The organism is Arthrobacter jinronghuae (assembly GCF_025244825.1).
Taxonomy (GTDB): Bacteria; Actinomycetota; Actinomycetes; order Actinomycetales; family Micrococcaceae; genus Arthrobacter_B; species Arthrobacter_B jinronghuae.
This window is the reverse complement of the sequence record NZ_CP104263.1, coordinates 2424668-2443131: the sequence shown is the minus strand read 5'-3', so window position 1 is coordinate 2443131 and position 18464 is coordinate 2424668. Positions and strand designations below refer to the sequence as shown.

Here is an 18464-nt window from a genome sequence, read left to right as displayed (position 1 = left end):
CCGCGCGAAAAGACGGGTAATCGGGTTTTTAGGAGAGGCCGTTTTGCGCCTGTTTTCGGCCTTGGAATGTCAGTGCCGGATGAAATCCTGAGGTATGGATCAGCTCGGGAATACCGAACCTAAAACTGAAGAACCAGGCAGGAACCAGGCGCCGGAAGGGCAGGCCGGCGACACGGAGGCGCCCTGCGCTCCCGTCACTCTGGCGGTGTATCGCGCGGAACTTGCTGTCGAGCCTGCCGGCCCTGCCGCCCCTGCGGGGGCCGCTGCCGCGGGTACCCCTGCTTCTGCTGCCACCGCCGAGGCTGACGCCGAGGCTGACGCCGAAGGTGACGCCCGGTCAGCCGACAACCCTGTTCCTGATGCCGGGCCCGACCTTCCCGAGCCATCCGGCGCTGAGCCAGCCGATCCCGGAATTCCCGCCGCCGAATCAGGGGCTCCTGCCACCGCCGATTGCGAAGCCGACCCGGAGTGTTCCGGGGCCGCCACTGCCGGTTCTCAGGGGAGTCCTGCTGAGGCCTACCCGGATGGGTTTACCGGGACGTTGGCGCTGCAGAACCTTGAAGCCTTTGACGAGCAGATGGTGGGCGATGCCCTGTCCCGGATGGCGCATCTGATGTCCTGGGTGCAGGCACAGGAGGCGCGTCTGGTGAACCGGATGGACGAAATCTTCCGGGACAGCCTTTTTGCTGCGTCGGGGAGGCTCGAACCCGGGATGGCGTTCAGCCTGGCAGCGTCCGAATGCGCCGCCATTTTGAACGTTCCGCAGGTGACCGGTCAGCGGCTCCTCAGTGAGGCCGGGCAGCTGTGCGGCACCCATACGGCGACCTTGGCCGGGCTGGAAGAGGGACGGTTCTCGTACCAGCATGCGCAGGTGGTCTTGGACCAGTGCCAGAATGTTCCCGCCTCCAAGCTTCCTGAGTTTGAAGCAGACTTGCTGGCCGCTGCGGAGGGTCAGACCCGGGCGCAGTTCTCCGCCAAGGCACGACGGCTGCGCGAGAGGAAGTTTCCCGAAACTGTCAGCAAACGGCACCTGACCGCGTTCGAGCAGCGCAAAGTCACTCTGGATCGGGAAGAGGACGGCATGTCCTGTCTCTCCGCGCACCTGCGGGCAGAAGAAGCCCAGCAGATCTACACAACGCTCAGCAATGCGGCCCGGGGAGAGCAGTCCGCCGGAGATTCCCGTTCCACGGATCAGCTGCGTGCGGACATTCTGGCGCAGCTGCTGATGGGCAGCCTTGGCTCAACCCGTGTCACGGATGCCAGCGCGGCAGTCGGTGAGAGCGGAACCGGCGGCGGTGCGGCATCAGGTACGCGCGGAACCGGCGGCGGTGCAGCAACAGGTGCGCGCGGAACCGGTAGAGATGGCGTAGGACCGGACGAGGGAATCGTTCCCCGCGCGGAAATCATGGTGTTGATCAACGCAGAGACCCTCTTCGGTGCCGACGACCAACCCGCCGAGCTGCACGGTTACGGACCCATCAGCGCCGAAGAAGCCCGCAGGCTCGCCCGCAACGCGACCGGATGGACCGGACTCGCCCAAAACCCGCAGACCGGAGAAATACTCGGGGTAGGACGACGCCGAAAAGTCCCGGCCGGGCTCCGCCGGTGGCTCCGCGCAAGGGATGGAACTTGTCGGTTCCCCGGCTGCCGGGTCAGCACCGCAAACTCGGATATCGACCACACCATCGATTGGGCGAAAGGTGGCCCCACGGACCAGGGAAACCTGGAACATCTGTGCCGTCGTCACCACAGGTTCAAGACCCTGGGTTTCTGGAAAGCGTGCCAGCCCGAACCCGGGGTGATCGAGTGGACTTCGCCGACCGGACGCGTCTACCGGACCGAGCCGTTCCTGGAACTCGGACCACCGCAAGCGGCCGTAGACCAGACCATGGTTCCGCGGCAGGAATCGGAGATGGTGCCGCCGTTCTGAGCCCGCCCCGCACGGCTGCGCCTGCATCGGCGTCCAGACGGGGCTAATCCCGGCTAGGCGCGAGACTCTGCCTCGCTCACCTGCACCAGCTTCTGCTCCTTCCGCTGCTGCCGCCTCTCGCGAGACCCTTCCACCAATCGGTAGAGGACCGGCACCAGAATCAGAGTCAGGGCGGTAGAGGAGATGAGCCCGCCGATCACCACAATGGCCAGCGGGCGGGAAATGAAGCCGCCCTCGCCCGTGACGCCCAGAGCCATAGGAGTGAGCGCAAAGACGGTGGCCAGAGCGGTCATGAGGATCGGACGCAGACGCTGGCGGGCGCCGCGGAAGATGGCATCCTCCACGTTCATGCCGGGTTCGTTGCCCCGAGGCTGCCGGTACTGGTTGATCAGGTCCATCAACACAATCGCATTGGTCACCACAATGCCCACAAGCATCAGCATGCCCACCAGAGACGGAAGTCCCAGCGGAACGCCGGTCAAGAGCAGCAGCAGGACGGCACCGGTGGCAGCGAACGGAATGGAGACGAGCAGGATCAGCGGCTGCAGCAGGGACTTGAACGTCGCCACCATGATCACGTAGACAATGGCAATGGCTGCAAGCAGAGCCAGGCCGAGCTGCGTAAAGGATTCGTTCTGCTGGGTGGCAGCACCGCTGAGCTCGGCGGTAACGCTGGTCGGAAGGTCGACTTCCGCAAGCCGTGACTGGACTTCGGTGATGGTGGCACCAAGGTTGTCGCCGTCGGGAGAAACGGAGACAACGGCAGTGCGTTCGCCGCCGGAGGAGGAGACCGACGTCGGCACCTCCACCTCTTCCACCGTGGCCAGCGTGCTCAACGGCACGGAGCCGGATCCGGCCGGCACGGAAATGCCGTTCAACTGCTCCAATGAGGTGATGGGAGTTCCTTCACCAATGAGCACGGGCAGGTCATCGGTACCCAGACGGACCGTTCCCGCCGGAAGCGGGCTGATGGTGGAAGCGACCAGCCCGGCGATCTGCTGCTCGTTCAGGCCGGCAGCAACAGCTTTGCCCCGGTCGATGCTGATCTGAACCACCGGCTGGGAGGAAGAAAGGTTGCTGCTCGCCTCGGCTACGCCGGGCAGGTCGGACATCGCCTCGACGATGGCATCGCTGGCCGGCTGCAGTTCCGACGGGTCCCCGGCGGACAGGGAAATATCCACCGTGTTGGACGTGCCGAAACCGCCGCCGGTACTGCCCAGGGTGACCTCGCCGGCGTCGTCCACGTCCTCGAGCGCAGACCGCACGGTATCCCGCAGGGCCACCTGGTCCACACCTTCCTCGGTGATGACGGTGAAGTTCGCAACCGAGGAGCCGCCGCTGGTAAACGCCGCAAGCCCGGAGGTGGAGGTGCCCATGGTGACCTGGACGTCTCTGACACCCTCGATCCCGCCCAGGATGTCCTCAACGTCGGCAGCGGCCTCGGAAGTCCGTTCGAGGGAGGTGCCGGCCGGCAGCTCCTGCCGCACGCTGAAGGTGTTCTGTCCCGTGTCGCCCAGAAGGTTGGTGGGCAGCAGCGGAGTCAGGGCCGCCGTAGCCACCAGGATGATCAGCCCGGCGGTAACCGTGTAGACGGGGTGGCGCTGGGTAGTGCGCAGGATCGGCAGGTAGCCGCGCTGCAGGAGGGTGCGCGACTCGCGTTCTTCGGCCTCGGCACGATAGGCGGCCGGATCGGCAACCGGAGGGGAGGACTTCAGGAACCAATAGGCCAGGACGGGCACAATCGTCAGGGACACCAGCAGCGAGGCCAGCAGCGCGAGCGTCGTGGTCACCGCGAAGGGACGGAACAGCTCGCCCGCCAGGCCGCCGACAAAGGCGATGGGCGCGAACACCGCCACAGTGGTGAGGGTCGACGCCGTCACGGCGCCGGCAACTTCGCGGACGGCAGTGAGGATGGCACTGCGTTTGTCCTCGCCGTAGCCCAGATGCCGTTTGATGTTCTCGATCACCACAATGGAGTCATCCACGACGCGGCCGATCGCGATGGTCAGCGCACCGAGGGTGAGGATGTTCAGCGAGTACCCGAACGCCAGCAGCCCAATGAAGGTCACCAGCAGCGACAGTGGAATGGACACGGCCGTGACCAGCGTGGAACGCAGGGAGAGCAGGAAGACCAGGATCACCAGCACGGCGAAGCCGAGGCCGAGCAATCCCTCTGTAGTGAGATCGGAAATGGACTTTTCGATGAACGGGGCCTGGTCGAAGATCACCGTGAAGACTGCGCCGTTGCCCAGTTCGTCCTGGAGCGAGGGCAGCAGGTCCATGACTTCGTGGGAAATGCCCACGGTGTCCCCGGCCGGGGTCTTGGTGATGGACACGGCCAAGGTGGCCTCACCGTTCGTCCGGGTGATGGAGCTGGCTTCATCCTCAGTGACATCCACCGAGGCCACGTCACCGATGGTGACCGGCGTGCTGCCCGGTGACGAACCCGAGGACTCGACCGGCAGGCCGGAAATCTTCTCGAGGCTGTCCAGCGGAGCGCCGACCTGGATCGACAGTGTCCGTCCCTCTTCCTGGACCGTTCCGGCCGGCAGGAGGGCACCGCTGTTTTCCAGTGCATCGACGATGGCCGAGGGGGTGACCCCGGAGGCGGCCAGCGCGGCGTCGTCGGGCAGGATGGCCACGTGGCGGGTGGCGCCGCCGGTGACCTCTGCGGTGCGTACGCCCTCGATCTTCTGCAGGCGGGGAACGGTCAGTCGCTGCAGGTCTGCATTGAGCTCGGCCAGCGGTTCATCCGAGGACACCGCAAGGTAGACAATCGGGAAATCGCTGATGCTTCCGGCCAGCGACTGCGGATTGGCATCGTCGGGAAGCAGCTGGCGGGAATTGGAAATGGCCCGGTCCACCTGGCCGCGTGCCCGGTCCAGATCGGTTCCGTAGGCGAAGGTCAGGCTGATCGTGGAAATCCCCGACCGGGACGTAGCCGAGGAAGACTCGAGGCCTTCGACGGCGGTAAGCGCACCTTCCAGCGGCTCGCTGACCTGGGCATCAACCACATCGGGGGAAGCGCCCGGCAAGGCGGTGATCACGCTGATCTGCGGGAACTCCAGCGACGGGATCAGTTCCTGTTTCAGGGAGCCCATGGAGATGACTCCGAAAACAGCCACAAAAACCGTGATCAGGGCAATGAGCGCCCTGTTGGAGAGGGACAGCTTGGCCAAACGGTCCATGATCCTGCCTTAGGAAGGGCGAACTGGAGTTGGGCGACGCGGCCCGTGCCGACGTCGTGAATCGCTGTGCGGCGCAGGTCCGCCCCGAAGGGGAACCTGCGCCGCGGATACTGCAGGTGCTAGGAAAGTCCCAGGACCTTATTGGTGTCGGCTTCGATCTCTGCCGCCAGCTGCTCGTTCTCGTTGAGCTTGACGCCGTAGCCCGGGATCATTTCCTTGATCTTCGGCTCCCAGCCGTCGAACTGGCGGGGGAAGGCGCGCTTGAGCAGGTTGATCATGATGGGCGGTGCCGTGGAAGCACCGGGGGAGGCACCGAGCAGGGCGCCGATGGAACCATCGGCAGCGGTGATGAGTTCGGTGCCGAACTGCAGCACACCGCCCTTCTTCGGATCCTTCTTGATCACCTGCACGCGCTGGCCTGCGGTGATGAGGTCCCAGCCCTCGGTCTTCGCGGAGGGCATGAATTCCTGGAGGGCCTGGGTCTTGCCTTCGCGGGTCTTCATTACCTCGGTGACGAGGTACTTGACCAGGCTCATGTTGTCCTTGGCTACGCCCAGCATGGGCACCAGGTTGGACGGACGGACCGAAAGGGGCAGGTCCAGGTAGGAGCCGGTCTTCAGGAACTTGGGCGAGAAGCCGCCGTACGGCCCGAACAGCAGCGAACGCTTCCCGTTGACGAAACGGGTGTCCAGGTGCGGGACCGACATGGGCGGAGCGCCGACCGAGGCCTGGCCGTACACCTTGGCATTGTGCCGCGAAATGATGGATTCGTCCGTGGAGCGCAGGAACTGGCCGGAGACGGGGAAGCCGCCGAAGCCCTTGCCCTCGGGGATGCCGGATGCCTGAAGCAGGTGCAGGGCACCTCCGCCGCCGCCGATGAAGACGAAGCGGGCCGAGACGGTGCGGGTGGTGCCGCTGGCACGGTCCTTGACCTTGACATCCCAGCCGCCGGTGGAAGACCGGGACACGTTGCCGACTTCGTGGCCGAAGTGCAGGTTTACGCCGTTGGCGCCCAGGTAGTTGGTCAGTTCACGGGTCAGCGCACCGAAATCGACGTCGGTGCCACCGGCGACGCGGGAGGCGGCAACGCGCTGTGACGGGTCGCGGCCTTCCATGATCAGCGGTGCCCATTCAGCCAGCTTGGCCGGATCCTCGGAGAACTCCATGGTCTTGAACAGGGGCTGCGCGCTCAGCGACTCGTAGCGGCGGCGCAGGTACTCGGAATGCGCGTCACCCCAGACGAAGCTCATGTGCGGCAGCGGGTTGATGAAGTTGTTGGAGATGTGGCCTGCAGAGACCAGATGCGACCAGAACTGCCGGGAAACCTGGAACTGCTCGTTGATGCCCACCGCCTTCGCCGGGTCAACGGAGCCGTCGGCAGCGGCCGGGCTGTAGTTCAGTTCGCAGAGCGCGGCATGGCCGGTTCCCGCGTTGTTCCAGGGATCGGAGCTTTCCAGCCCCGCCCGGTCAAGGCGCTCGTAGAGGGAAATGTCCCAATCTGGCTGGAGTTGCTTCAGGAACGCACCAAGGGTGGCGCTCATGATGCCGCCGCCGATCAGCAGTACATCAGTTTTCGTTGCGGAATTATCCGCCGGGCTATTAGCAGTCAACTTGTTCTCCAGTCGCGTGGGCGCTAGCCCTAGAAGCGTATCCCCGACCACATGTCTTCCTAAAATTATCGCTGCACTTAGCCCTTGGACGGGAGGGGGCTAACTCAGCGATCCGCCAGCGTTATCCGGTTGAATACTTCGTGCAGGACAGGGCTGGTGGGATAGCCGGCCACGCGGGGGGACAATGCGAGGGCCGAAATGGGGAAGGCGAGGGGCACCGCCGGCACGCGTTCGGAAATCCGGTCGGTAATGGCCCGGTAGGCGTCGGTCTGTTCCTGGCCTTCCACGAGGCCCCGCGCTTTGTCGATGCCGCTGAAAACCTCGGGATCGTTATAGGAAAACTCGTCGGTATACCGGCCAAACAGGGTCCCGACAAAGTTGTCCCCGGCCTCATAGGTCCCGGCAAGTCCCAGCAGGTGGAAGGCCCGGTCCTCCTTGCCCTGGACCTTGTCGAGGTAGCCCTCGGACCAGTCCACCGGGACCGGCCGGATGTTGAACCCGGCCGCGGTGAGCTGGCTGCTGAGCCTGGCGTAGACCCTTTCCGGGGCGGGCAGGTAGCTGCGGGTGACGCGGCGGGGGTAGTAGAAGGGCAGTTCGCGGCCGTCATAGCCGGCTTCCGTGAGCAGCTCACGGGCCTTGTCGACGTCGTACCCGTAGCCGGTGACGGTGTCCGAGGTCAGACCCAGCTTCTGCGGAAGGAACTGGTTTGCGGGCTTGGTGCCGTTGAGGAACAGGCCGTCCAATACGGCGGGCTTGTCGATGGCATAGGCCACCGCCCGGCGGATCAGTACATTGTCCATCCCGGGGAAATTGGAGTTGATGCCCAGATAGAGGATGGAATAGGGGTCCCGCTGCTGGATCTGCAGGCCGTTGCGGGCCAGATCGCCGACGTCGTTGACGGTCACCAGGTCATAGCCGTCCACCTCGCCCTTCTTCAGGGCCCGCAGCCGGCCCTCGGGGCTGGAAACGGTCTTGAAGACAACCGTGCCGATCTGTCCGGCTTCGCCCCAGTACTCCGGGTACGCTGCCAGCTCCACGACGTCCTCGTTCCAGCTGACGAAACGGAACGGCCCGGTACCCACCGGATGAGCGCCGTAGGCCGAGATATTCCGGCCGTTGCGTTCCTGGGTGAGGTCATCGGCCGAGGCGTCAGCCAGGGCCTTCGGAGAGGACATGGCGAACGCCGGAGCGGCCAGGGCGGAAATGAAGCTGTCGAGCGGCTCGGTAAGCTCCACCCGCACCGTGTACTCGTCCTCCACCACGCATTCGCGGTAGACCGCGGTCTTCGGGGAGTCCGAGAACCCTCGGAAGACGGATCGATACATGAGGGAATCGTTGCGCACGGATTCCGGCAGGGTGTACCAGCGCTCGAAGTTCCGTCGTACGGCTTCTGCGTTGAAGGGTTCCCCGTCGTGGAAGGTGACGTCACGCCGCAGCTCAAACGTGTAGGTCCGGCGGTCCTCGGACCTGGTCCAGCTCTTTGCCAGCAGGGGTGTCGGGGCCGAGGTCAGGGCGTCCACACCCACCAGGCCTTCCAGAACCTGCCGGGTGACCCGGTAGGACTCGGTGTCCGCGGCAAGGGCGGGGTCCAGGGTGACCGGGCGGGCCGCCGTCGCGAAGGTGAACCGCTCGCTGGGGCCGGCCGGGCCGGTTGCCGTGGGAGTGAGGGAAGGGGAAGGCGAATCCGCTTCGGCTGTGCAGCCGGCGAGCATGAAGGCCGCAGCCACCGCACCTGCACGGATGACGGAGCGGCGGGAAAGGGCGGGAGCGCCGGATCCGGTGTCTGGATCTTTCGCGGTGCCGGATTTTGCGGTGCCGGATTTAACGGTGCCGGATTTGGTCACGGTGATACTCCTCCGGGACGCTCCATCCCTCATTTTTTAGTGATTCTTCATTCTAAATGATTAAAAACCGGTAAACAGCTGTGAGACACGCGTCACAAGGGGCGAGAGTGGGGCAGGATGGGGAAATGACTGATTTGAGCACTGATTCGCCCCTGCTCGAGGTGAGCAACCTCGCGGTTAATTTCCGGACCATGGATGGAGAAGTTCCGGCCGTGCGCAACGCCGGTTTTTCCCTCCCGGCAGGAAAGACACTGGCCATCGTGGGGGAGTCCGGGTCCGGGAAATCCACTACTGCGATGGCCGTCATCGGGCTGCTGCCCGGTAACGGCACCGTGGCTTCGGGCAGCATCCGCTTCGACGGCCAGGAACTGGTGGGTCTGCCGGAATCCAAGATGCGGGCAATCCGCGGGCGTTCCATCGGCCTGGTGCCGCAGGATCCGATGTCCAACCTCAACCCGGTGACTAAGATCGGCACCCAGGTTGCCGAAACCCTGTTGGTGCACGGTATGGCGACGAGCAAGGACGTGGACCGGAAAGTAGTGGAGGTCCTGACCGCAGCCGGGCTGCCCAACGCCGCGGAGCGTGCCAAGCAGTACCCGCACGAATTCTCCGGAGGCATGCGCCAGCGTGCGCTGATTGCCATCGGCCTGGCCTGCCGTCCCCGGCTGCTGATTGCCGACGAACCCACCAGTGCCCTGGACGTCACTGTCCAGCGGACCATCCTGGACCAGATTGATCGGATGACGGAGGAACTGGGTTCGTCCGTCCTGTTGATCACCCATGACCTGGGACTGGCAGCCGAGCGCGCCTCCGAGCTGGTGGTTATGCACCGCGGCGAGGTAGTGGAAACAGGTCCCGCCCGCCAGCTCTTGGAGGACCCGCAGCACCCGTACACCCAGTCCCTGGTCCGTGCAGCCCCCAGCGTGGCAGCCGTGCGGCTAAGCCCGGGTGCCTTTGCCGGACATGCCGGCTCCAGGAGCGGGACCCCATCCGCGGCGTCGGCGGCCGGCGAACTGGCTGCCGCCCCCGCCGGGACGGAGACCGCACCGGACAACATCGTGGAATTCCGCGACCTGACCAAGGTGTTCAAGATCCGCGGCCGCTCCGACGATTTCTATGCCGCCAAGAACGTCACCCTGGACATTCCCCGCGGCCGCACCGTGGCCATCGTGGGGGAGTCCGGTTCGGGCAAGACCACCACGGCGCGGATGCTCCTGAAACTGATTGAACCCACCAGCGGGACCATGACCTTCGACGGCATGGATGTTGCCACGCTGGACAAGGTCCAGCTGCGTGAATTCCGGCAGCGGGTACAGCCGATCTTCCAGGACCCCTACTCCTCCCTGGATCCCATGTACACCATTGAGCGGATCCTGGAAGAGCCGCTCAAAACCTACCGGCGCGGAGACAAGGCAGAACGCCAGCGCCGCGTCCGGGAACTGATGGAGCAGGTGGCGCTGCCCCCGGAGATGCTGCACCGCTACCCCGCCGAACTGTCGGGCGGGCAGCGGCAGCGCGTGGCCATCGCGCGTGCGCTGGCGCTGAAGCCCGAGCTGATTGTCTGCGACGAGCCGGTCTCGGCGCTGGACGTCCTGGTGCAGGCGCAGATCCTCCAGCTGCTGGGGGATCTGCAGCGCGAGTTCGGCCTCAGCTACCTGTTCATTTCCCATGACCTGGCGGTTGTCCGGCTGATCTCCGACTATGTGTGCGTGATGAAGGACGGGGAGCTGGTGGAGGCCGCCACCTCCGAGGAGGTCTTCTCCAATCCCCGCCACCCCTACACGCGGAAACTCCTGGCCTCGATTCCCGGCAACGAGCTCAACATCGACGGCGAGCTGGCTTCCTGACCATGGCAGACACGCAGAAGGGTTCCGCAGCGGACCTGGACGCAGAACTGGAGCAGCTGCTCGCGGCCCGGAACCGGGAGGACATGGCCCCCACCATCGCGGCGATGCTGGACGTCCTTGAGCGCTATCCGGACAATGCCCGCGTCCTCTATGAAGTCGGCGGCGCCTATGACACGGCAGGTGAAGAGGCAACGGCCGCCGGATTCTACGAGCGGGCCCTGGCCCTGGGGCTGGAGGGAGACGCACTGCGGCGCTGCTACCTGCAGTACGGCAGCACCCTCCGGCTGCTCGGCCGCTCGGAGGAATCGCTGGCGCTCTTTGCCCGCGCCCGGCAAAGCTTTCCCGCATCAGTGTCGCTTGGGGTCTTCGAGGCACTGACCCTGCATGCGGCGGGCAAGGTGAACGCGGCGCTAGCCGGTCTTCTGGTCCTGCTTGCGGAGAATGTGTCGTCGGAGGACCTGGAGCGGTATCTCCCGGCGCTGCACGGCAACGCCGCTTACCTCGCATCGCTCGACGCCGGGGACAGCCACCGCGCCTGACCCGTACCGGACACCAAAAGGTACCGGACACCAAAGCCGGACAACGAAGAAGGGCCCTCCATTGGGAGGGCCCTTCTTTGTTGACGGAGGCATTGCCGTCCGCGACGGTTACTTTCGCCGCGTCTTGGGATCCAGCGCCTCACGCAGTGACTCGCCCAGCAGGGTGAAGCCAAGCGCGGTGATGGCAATGCAGATACCCGGCAGGAAGGCCAGCTGCGGTGCCACGGCCAGTTCGGCCTGCGCGTAGGTAAGCATCCGGCCCCACTCGGCGGTCTGCGGCAGGCCGCCGCCGAGGCCCAGGAAGGCCAGCGCGGCGGCGTCGATGACCGCTGTCGCCAGGGTGAGGGTGGCCTGCACGATCAGCGGACCCATGCTGTTGGGCAGCAGGTGGCTCATGGTGATGGTCCGCCGGCTGAGCCCCAGGGTCTGCGCAGACAGGATGTAGTCGGCGCTGCGCTGGGAGATCATTGACGAACGCAGGAGCCGGGCGAAGATAGGCACCTGGGAGACACCGATGGCAATCATGATTGCCAGGGAACTCTGGCCCAGGAGGGCGGCAATGCTCACGGCGAGCAGCAGGTTCGGCACGGAGAGCAGGATGTCGACGAAGCGCATGATCACGCTGTCCACCCAGCCGCCCAGGCCGCCGGCAATCACGCCGAGCAGCACTCCGCCGGCCAGGCCCAGCGCCGTGGACACTACGCCGATGATCAGTGACGCCCGGGCGCCCCAGATCAGCTTGGAGAGGACATCGCCGCCGAAACGGTCCAGGCCCAGGGGATAACCGTCAATGTCTCCCGGACCGGGGATGTTGGTGGGGGTGATCTCCGTACGGCCGGGGAGGTCGTCGCCGCCAAAGGGGGCAAGCAGCGGGGCGAGGATGGCCACCAATATGAACAGCCCCACGATGACGGCGCCGGCGACGGCGGCCGGGTTGCGGCGCAGGCGGCGGAAAGCGTCTTTCCACATCCCGCTTCCGGTGACGGGCTTGGCGGTGGGAGCACCTTCGGGAAGGATGGACCCGCCGGCTGCGGGAGGCAGAGTAGTACTCACTGGACACGCACCCTTGGATCGATGAAGCCGTAGGACACGTCAACCAGCAGGTTGATCAGTGAATACGCCACGGCTATGAAGACAATGAAGCCCTGCAGGACGGGATAGTCGAGGGCGAAGATCGCGTCCCTCAGGAACCTGCCGATACCGCTGAACGCGAAGACCGTCTCGGTCAGGACGGCGCCGGAAATCAGAAGGCCGGTCTGCAGGCCGATGGTGGTGGTTACCGGCAGCATGGCGTTGCGCAGCACAAAACGGCCGCGGATGGTCTTCTCCATCAATCCTTTGGCGCGGGCCGTGCGGACATAGTCGGCACCCTGGACCTCCAGGACCGATGCCCTGGTAATGCGTACGATGATCGCCAGCGGAATGGTCCCGAGTGCGATGGCGGGTAGCACCAGGTGCATAACGGCGTCCCAGGACGCATCCCATTCCCGGGTGAGCAGGCCGTCCAAAACGTAGAAGTCAGTGACATGCGTGGCATCGATGCGTGGATCCTGGCGTCCGTCTGTGGGGAACCAGCCGAGCTGGATAGCCAGCACCCACTTGAGGATGAAGGCCAGGAAGAACACCGGGACGGTGATGCCGATCAGGGACAGGACCACCGAGGAGTGGTCCCAGAAACGTCCGTAGTGGCGGGCGGCCAGGTAACCCAGCGGGATGCCGATGCCGATCGCGAAGACAAGCGCCACGACCGCCAGCTCCACGGTGGCGGGAAAACGGGTGGCGAATTCCTCCAGCACCGGGCGCCCGGTGACGATTGAGGTGCCGAAGTCGCCCTTAAGGAGCTTGCCGACGTAGGTGAAGTACTGCTCGATCAGCGGGCGGTCAAAGCCGTAGGCCTTGTTGATGTTGGCGATGGCTTCGGGGGAGGCCTTGTCACCGAGCAGCGCGGTGGCCGGACCGCCGGGCAGGTTGCGGACCCACAGGAACAGCAGGATCGAAAGGCCGATCAGGGTGGGGATCAGCATAAGAAGGCGTTTGCCGATGACTCGTAGCACGAGTGTCCTTTCCCAGCCGTGGGGCTGGAGGATCTGGGGAGGAAAAGGCGAGGCGCGTAGGAGGCCGGGGACCCTGAGGGTCCCCGGCCTCCGCGGGATGTTACTTGGTGAGCTTGATCTCGCTGAAGACTTCGTCGTTCACCGGGCTGGCCGGGTAGGACTCCACCCGCTCGGAGAACGCGAGCGACGGCGCCGGGTGGGCCAGCGGGATGGCCGGCACGAACTGGGCGATATCCTCATTGATCTGCTCGTAGAGCGGAGTCTGCTCGTCGAGGGTGGACACCTGGCGTGCTTCTTCCAGGGCGTTGAAGATCTCCGGGTTGTTGAAACCGAACTCGGGCTTCTCCTGGCCGAAGAACACGCCTACGAAGTTGTCCGTGTCGTTGTAGTCGCCGGTCCAGCCCAGCAGGTGCAGGCCGTGGTCGGAGCCTGCCTGCACGCGGTCGAGGTAGTCCGGGGACCACTTGTCCGACTGAGGGGTGACCGTGATGCCGACTTCGGCCAGCTGCGCGCTCAGGTTGGTAAAGACCTGCTCAGGCGTGGGCATGTACGGCCGGGAAACGCCGGTGGGGTAGTTGAACTGCACAGTGAAGCCGTCCGGGTAGCCGGCTTCGGCCAGCAGGGACTTGGCCTTCTCGGGGTCGTATTCGTACGTGGTGACGTCTTCGTTGTAGCCGTTGACGACGTCGGGGATGAACTGGGTGGCAACCTTGGTGCCCTCGGGCAGGGTCTGGCTGACCAGTGCTTCCTTGTCGATGGCGTGCGCAATAGCCTGGCGGACCTTGGGGTCGGACAGCTCGGGCACCTGCTGGTTGATGCCCAGGTACAGGATGGTGAAGGGATCGCGCTGGACCACGTTGAATCCGGCCTCGGCCAGTGCCTCGGTGTCGGCAGGGGCCACGAGGTCGTAGCCGTCAATGTCGCCGGACTCCAGCGACTGGCGGCGGGCCTGCGGATCGTCGATGACGCGGAAGATGATGTCGGTGACCTGCGCGTCGTCGCCGCCCCAGTAATCCTCGTTCAGGGACAGGGTGAGCTGGTTACCCACGTCCCAGCCGTCGAACTTGTAGGGACCGGTGCCGGTGGGGTGTTCCTTGGCGTATTCGGTCAGTTCGGGAGCTTCGGCCGTTCCGGAGGAGTTGTTGGCGCCGAACTCCTCCAGCGCGGACGGGCTCTGCATGCTGAAGGCGGGCAGCGAGAGCGCCGCAACGAAACCGGCGAAGGGCTTGTTCAGCGTGATCACGGCTTCGGCATCCGAGGACGCTTCGCAGGACTTGTAGGTTGCCTCTTCGGGTGTATCCGAGAAGCCCTTGAACAACATGCCGTAGTAGTAGGCCTGGCTTTCGGCCTGCTGGATGCCGGTGAAGTTGTACCAGCGGTCAAAGTTGGCGCAGACCGCTTCGGCATTGAAATCGGTGCCGTCGTGGAACTTGACGCCTTCTTCGAGGGTGAAGGTGTAGGTCATGCCGTCTTCCGAAGCTTCCCACGACTTCGCCAGCAGCGGTGCCGGGTCTGCGGTGCCGGGTTCGACGCCGACAAGGCCTTCGAAGATCTGGCGGCTGACGCGGAAGGACTCGCCGTCGGAGGCGAAGGCGGGGTCCAGGGACTTGGGATCGGATGAAGCGGCAAAAACGAACGTGCCGTCCACCTCACTGGAGCCGCCGTCGGCCCCTTCCTCGCGGTTGCTTTGGGCGCAGCCCGAAAGCACAAGCGCGCTCAGGGCAAGGCCGGCGGTAAGGGCGGACGCGCGCTTCTTGGCGGCCCGGCCCTTCCGGACGCTGTCTGCTGAAAACATGTTTTGGGTACTCCTCAAGGGCGGATGAACACTGTGCGAGTGCTGCCTGCGGCCGGAAAACCAGCCCGGATGCGTCCTTTGGACGCACACGTATGGACAGAGCCTAATGCGGAAGTGTTTCTGTTACGTGACATTCGTCACCGTCGGCGTGGTCACGATTCGGCAACGCCAGGGCGGGAGGAGATGGCTCCGGGCACGGAAAAAGCCCCGGTCCGAAGACCGGGGCTTTAGTGTTTGGTGCGCGAGGAGGGACTTGAACCCACACGTCCGAAGACACTGGAACCTAAATCCAGCGCGTCTACCAATTCCGCCACTCGCGCCGATTTCCCCTGCCGGCTCTACTGCGCAGCCGGGAAACCGGTTTTAGTCTACCCGAGGTTAGTCGAGCCCCAGATCACGCCGGAGCTTGGCAACATGCCCGGTGGCCTTCACGTTGTACTGGGCGAGGGCAACCTTGCCTTCGGGGTTCACCACCACGGTGGACCTGATCAGCCCCTCGTAGGTGCGGCCGTAGTTCTTCTTCTCGCCCCATGCGCCATAGGCCTCGGCCACGGCGTGGTCGGCGTCGGAGAGCAGCGGGAAGTTCAGGTTCTCGGAGGCCGCGAACTTCTCCAGCTTCTCCACCGGATCGGGGGAGATGCCCAGAACGGTGTAACCGGCGCCCTTGAGGCTGTTCAGGTTGTCACGGAAGTCGCAGGCCTCCTTCGTGCAGCCGGGTGTGGCCGCGGCCGGATAAAAGTAGACGATGGTGCTGCTGCCGTGCAGGTCCGCCAGTGACACGGTTGTCCCATCGGCGGCGGGAAGCGCGAATTCCGGTGCGGTTTCGTCCGGGCTCAGACGGGGCATTAGGTCTCTCCTTGGTGTCGATTTCGTCGCTGGTGCGCCAAAACGCGACATTTCCAGCGTGCGGTGGCTATCCTAGACTGTGGATCGGGACGTAATCAGCAAACTGTCTGTGCGGGCGGATCCGTCGCCGAGAGGAAGAGTTTTATTTTATGCCGGATATGGAGCGCTGGCCCACCGGGCGCCTGTTGTCTACAGCTGCACGCCTTGTAGAGCATGCCTGGAACGAGCGGTTGGTCAGCATTGGCCTGACCCACGCAGGCGTCATCGCCTTGGGTGTTCTTGACTCGCAGGGACCAATGACGCAGGCACGCCTGGCGCAGCTGGTACGTGTGCAGGCGCAGACGATGGGTAAGACCCTGGCCCGCCTGGAGACCCACGGACACGTGAGCCGTGTGCGCAATGACCTCGACAAGCGCAGCCACATGGTGACTATCACCGAGCAGGGCAAGGAAGCGCTCCACGAAGCTCAGAACATCGAGCGCACGCTCCTTGACGGTGGTGACTTGCTGTCCGAGGCGCTGCGCAGCCAGCTGCGTAAGGTCATCAGCGAGTTGGGAAGCCCGCGGTGGCAGGTCGCCGTCGACGTCCCCGGACTTCCGGTCCCGCCCGAGAGCGGGTTGGTGATGCTGCCGGAGAGTGCGGAAGCCATGGAGACTGCGGAAGCCGCGGAAGCCCAGGCCGACAGCCGCTGACCGCCGGAGCGGCAGCCGAATATGTAAGAAGAGGCACATCCGCCGGATGTGCCTCTTCTTTCGTTTGGCCGTTAGCCTCGATGGTAAGCACACTGACGAAAGGGCGGCCGTGGAACAGCAGGTCAACGACAAATACCTCAACTTCGCGAGCGTCATTGACGACGTCACCCTGGAGCAGAACGTCAAGACATCCAGGATGCCGTTCATCTATCCGCACCTGGCTTCCATGCCGGACGCGCATCTGGGGAAGGGCGCAGCTGTCGGATCCGTGATTCCCACGCTGGGGGCAATCATCCCCGCGGCGGTGGGCGTCGATATCGGCTGCGGCATGATCGCCGTCCGGACCCAGCTTTTCGCCTCGGATATTGCCGGCCGAAACCGCCGGATCCTGCGTGAATCGATAGAACATGCCATTCCGCTTTCGGCCGGCAATAACAACCGCAGCCTCACAGACTCGGCACGTCTCCGGGTGGAGGAACTGGCCGACGACGCCGCTGCCGCCGGCTTTGACCCCGCCTCGTACCTCAAGGGCTGGCGCCTCCAGCTGGGCACGCTGGGGTCGGGGAACCACTTCATCGAAGTGTCGCTGGACGAAGAGGACGCCGTCTGGCTGTTCCTGCATTCAGGCTCGCGCGGCGTCGGGAACAAGATCGCCCAGCAGCACATCTGGGCAGCCCAGAACTACTGCGGGAAGCGGTCCATCGACCTGCCGGACAGGGACTTGGCCTACCTCGAAGAGGGGACAGAGGAGTTCGACCGGTACATTGCCGAACTGATGTGGGCGCAGAAATTCGCCCTGCTCAACCGCGAGGAAATGATGGACCGGGTCGTGGGATGTTTCAGTGCCTGGGCTGGGGAGGCCGTGCAGGAGCGGGAACGGATCAACTGCCACCACAACTACACCGAGGTTGAGCACCACTACGGCAGGGATGTCTGGCTCTCGCGGAAGGGTGCCATTGACGCGTCGCCGGGGCGTCCGGGACTGATCCCGGGATCCATGGGTACGGCGTCGTACGTGGTGGAAGGCAAGGGTTACGCGCCGTCGCTGAACTCCGCACCGCACGGCGCCGGGCGGGAGTATTCCAGGACCAGGGCGCGCAAGACCTTCAGCCAGGAGCAGCTGCGGAAGGCAATGAAGGGGATTGAGTTCCGCGACACCCCCGCATTCATTGATGAGATCCCGGCAGCGTACAAGGACATCGACGCCGTGATGGCGGACGCGAAGGACCTGGTCACGGTGAAGCACGTACTGCGGCAGATCGTGAATGTGAAGGGAAACTAAGCACGGGCGCCAGCGAAGGTAGGGTATGGACCCATGACCACACCCACAGAGCTCCTTGCCGCCTACGACCGGCAGCTGCGCACCGACGCGGAAACCCCCGGTGCAGTCGCCGTCGAACGGCTGGGGCCGCTGCGCCTGGTGACGTTCGACGGCGGCCGGGGCTTCATCACCTATGCCGGCCTGGACGGGGCGGACGCCGCGACCATTGCCGGCTGGGTGGCCGGTGCCCTCACGCACTACCGGAGCGACCCGCAGATCCGGAAAGTGGAGTGGAAAACCCGGGGCCACGACCGGGCCCCCGGACTCCACGAAGCGCTGCTGCACCACGGCTTCGAACCGGAGGAACCCGAATCCATCATGCTCGGCCGCGCGGCAGACCTGGCGGTTGATGTCCCGCTGCCCGAAGGGGTTGCCCTCCGCCGCGTCACGGAAGAGGAAGACGTCCGCGCCATGAGTGCCATGGCGGACGGGGTATTCGGCGATCCGGTCTCCATAGCGACGGCGGACTCCCTCCTGCGGCGGTTGTCCCGCGGCGACGGGATGGAACTCTGGGTGGCTGAAAGCGGCGGCACGATCATCAGCGCCGGCCGGCTGGAGCCGGTTCCGGGTACGGACTTCGCAGGTATCTGGGGCGGCGCAACGCTGGCACCCTGGCGGGGCCGGGGCATCTACCGCGCCCTCACTGCAGCCCGCGCCCGCTCCGCGCTGGCAGCGGGCAAAACACTGATCCACAGCGATTCCACCGAGTACTCCCGCCCGATCCTGGAACGCTCCGGCTTCCTGAAGGTGTCCTCCACAACCCCCTATCTCTGGAGTGCGGCGGCGTAGCTGCAGGAG

The 18464-nt window shown here is 64.9% G+C and carries 13 protein-coding genes and 1 tRNA gene; 6 read left to right on the top strand and 8 right to left on the bottom strand.

Features of this window, described 5'->3' with window-relative positions:
- Positions 1–205 precede the first annotated feature (205 nt).
- Positions 206–1930, top strand: a complete 1725-nt coding sequence (locus tag N2K98_RS11465) for an HNH endonuclease (RefSeq protein ID WP_255865237.1) — start codon at positions 206–208, stop codon at positions 1928–1930.
- A 53-nt stretch (positions 1931–1983) separates the two neighbouring features.
- On the opposite strand, the gene N2K98_RS11460 is transcribed toward N2K98_RS11465, so the two are convergent.
- From N2K98_RS11460 to N2K98_RS11450, 3 genes are all read right to left on the bottom strand, one after another.
- Positions 1984–5118 carry an efflux RND transporter permease subunit gene (locus N2K98_RS11460; protein ID WP_255865238.1) on the bottom strand — a complete coding sequence of 1045 codons (3135 nt, stop codon included), beginning with the start codon at positions 5116–5118 and terminating at the stop codon, positions 1984–1986.
- A 119-nt stretch (positions 5119–5237) separates the two neighbouring features.
- Positions 5238–6728, bottom strand: a complete 1491-nt coding sequence (locus N2K98_RS11455) for a malate:quinone oxidoreductase (protein ID WP_255865239.1) — start codon at positions 6726–6728, stop codon at positions 5238–5240.
- Between the two features lie 104 nt (positions 6729–6832).
- Positions 6833–8572 (bottom strand): ABC transporter substrate-binding protein, encoded by a 1740-nt coding sequence (locus tag N2K98_RS11450; RefSeq protein ID WP_308219817.1) that lies wholly within the window; start codon positions 8570–8572, stop codon positions 6833–6835.
- Positions 8573–8697: 125 nt separating this feature from the next.
- Here N2K98_RS11450 and N2K98_RS11445 point away from each other — a divergent pair, with 125 nt between their 5' ends.
- Positions 8698–10419 (top strand): ABC transporter ATP-binding protein, encoded by a 1722-nt coding sequence (locus N2K98_RS11445; protein ID WP_255865240.1) that lies wholly within the window; start codon positions 8698–8700, stop codon positions 10417–10419.
- 2 nt (positions 10420–10421) lie between these two features.
- The gene (locus tag N2K98_RS11440; protein ID WP_255865241.1) at positions 10422–10958 is read left to right on the top strand and encodes a tetratricopeptide repeat protein; all 537 of its coding nucleotides are present in this window, start codon (positions 10422–10424) and stop codon (positions 10956–10958) included.
- A 108-nt stretch (positions 10959–11066) separates the two neighbouring features.
- Here the strand turns inward: N2K98_RS11440 and N2K98_RS11435 are convergent, their stop codons facing one another.
- The 5 genes from N2K98_RS11435 to bcp all read right to left on the bottom strand — a co-directional run bounded on the left by N2K98_RS11435 (position 11067) and on the right by bcp (position 15653).
- Entirely contained in the window at positions 11067–11975 is a 909-nt protein-coding gene (locus tag N2K98_RS11435; protein ID WP_255797352.1) for an ABC transporter permease, read from the bottom strand.
- A gap of 32 nt (positions 11976–12007) precedes the next feature.
- Positions 12008–13012 carry an ABC transporter permease gene (locus tag N2K98_RS11430; RefSeq protein ID WP_255865242.1) on the bottom strand — a complete coding sequence of 335 codons (1005 nt, stop codon included), beginning with the start codon at positions 13010–13012 and terminating at the stop codon, positions 12008–12010.
- 100 nt (positions 13013–13112) lie between these two features.
- Positions 13113–14807 (bottom strand): ABC transporter substrate-binding protein, encoded by a 1695-nt coding sequence (locus tag N2K98_RS11425; RefSeq protein WP_255865243.1) that lies wholly within the window; start codon positions 14805–14807, stop codon positions 13113–13115.
- A gap of 235 nt (positions 14808–15042) precedes the next feature.
- Positions 15043–15127: transfer RNA gene (locus tag N2K98_RS11420), tRNA-Leu, on the bottom strand.
- Positions 15128–15185: 58 nt separating this feature from the next.
- On the bottom strand, positions 15186–15653 hold the full coding sequence (gene bcp, locus N2K98_RS11415; protein ID WP_229949412.1) for a thioredoxin-dependent thiol peroxidase: 468 nt from the start codon (positions 15651–15653) through the stop codon (positions 15186–15188).
- 149 nt (positions 15654–15802) lie between these two features.
- Here bcp and N2K98_RS11410 point away from each other — a divergent pair, with 149 nt between their 5' ends.
- The 3 genes from N2K98_RS11410 (at position 15803) to N2K98_RS11400 (ending at position 18455) form a co-directional block, all read left to right on the top strand.
- Positions 15803–16345 carry a MarR family winged helix-turn-helix transcriptional regulator gene (locus N2K98_RS11410; protein ID WP_255865244.1) on the top strand — a complete coding sequence of 181 codons (543 nt, stop codon included), beginning with the start codon at positions 15803–15805 and terminating at the stop codon, positions 16343–16345.
- Between the two features lie 109 nt (positions 16346–16454).
- Positions 16455–17627, top strand: coding sequence for an RtcB family protein (locus N2K98_RS11405; protein ID WP_255865245.1), 1173 nt, complete (start codon positions 16455–16457; stop codon positions 17625–17627).
- A gap of 33 nt (positions 17628–17660) precedes the next feature.
- Positions 17661–18455: a GNAT family N-acetyltransferase gene (locus tag N2K98_RS11400; protein WP_255865246.1), complete on the top strand. Its 795-nt coding sequence runs from the start codon at positions 17661–17663 to the stop codon at positions 18453–18455.
- The last annotated feature ends 9 nt before the right edge of the window (positions 18456–18464 follow it).

What these genes read in the sequence shown, in the direction of transcription:
- bcp (WP_229949412.1), bottom strand. Translation starts at nt 15,653, where the DNA reads ATGCCCCGTCTGAGCCCGGACGAAACCGCACCGGAATTCGCGCTTCCC.
- N2K98_RS11400 (WP_255865246.1), top strand. Translation starts at nt 17,661, where the DNA reads ATGACCACACCCACAGAGCTCCTTGCCGCCTACGACCGGCAGCTGCGC.
- N2K98_RS11445 (WP_255865240.1), top strand. Translation starts at nt 8,698, where the DNA reads ATGACTGATTTGAGCACTGATTCGCCCCTGCTCGAGGTGAGCAACCTC.
- N2K98_RS11460 (WP_255865238.1), bottom strand. Translation starts at nt 5,118, where the DNA reads ATGGACCGTTTGGCCAAGCTGTCCCTCTCCAACAGGGCGCTCATTGCC.
- N2K98_RS11425 (WP_255865243.1), bottom strand. Translation starts at nt 14,807, where the DNA reads ATGTTTTCAGCAGACAGCGTCCGGAAGGGCCGGGCCGCCAAGAAGCGC.
- N2K98_RS11440 (WP_255865241.1), top strand. Translation starts at nt 10,422, where the DNA reads ATGGCAGACACGCAGAAGGGTTCCGCAGCGGACCTGGACGCAGAACTG.
- N2K98_RS11410 (WP_255865244.1), top strand. Translation starts at nt 15,803, where the DNA reads ATGCCGGATATGGAGCGCTGGCCCACCGGGCGCCTGTTGTCTACAGCT.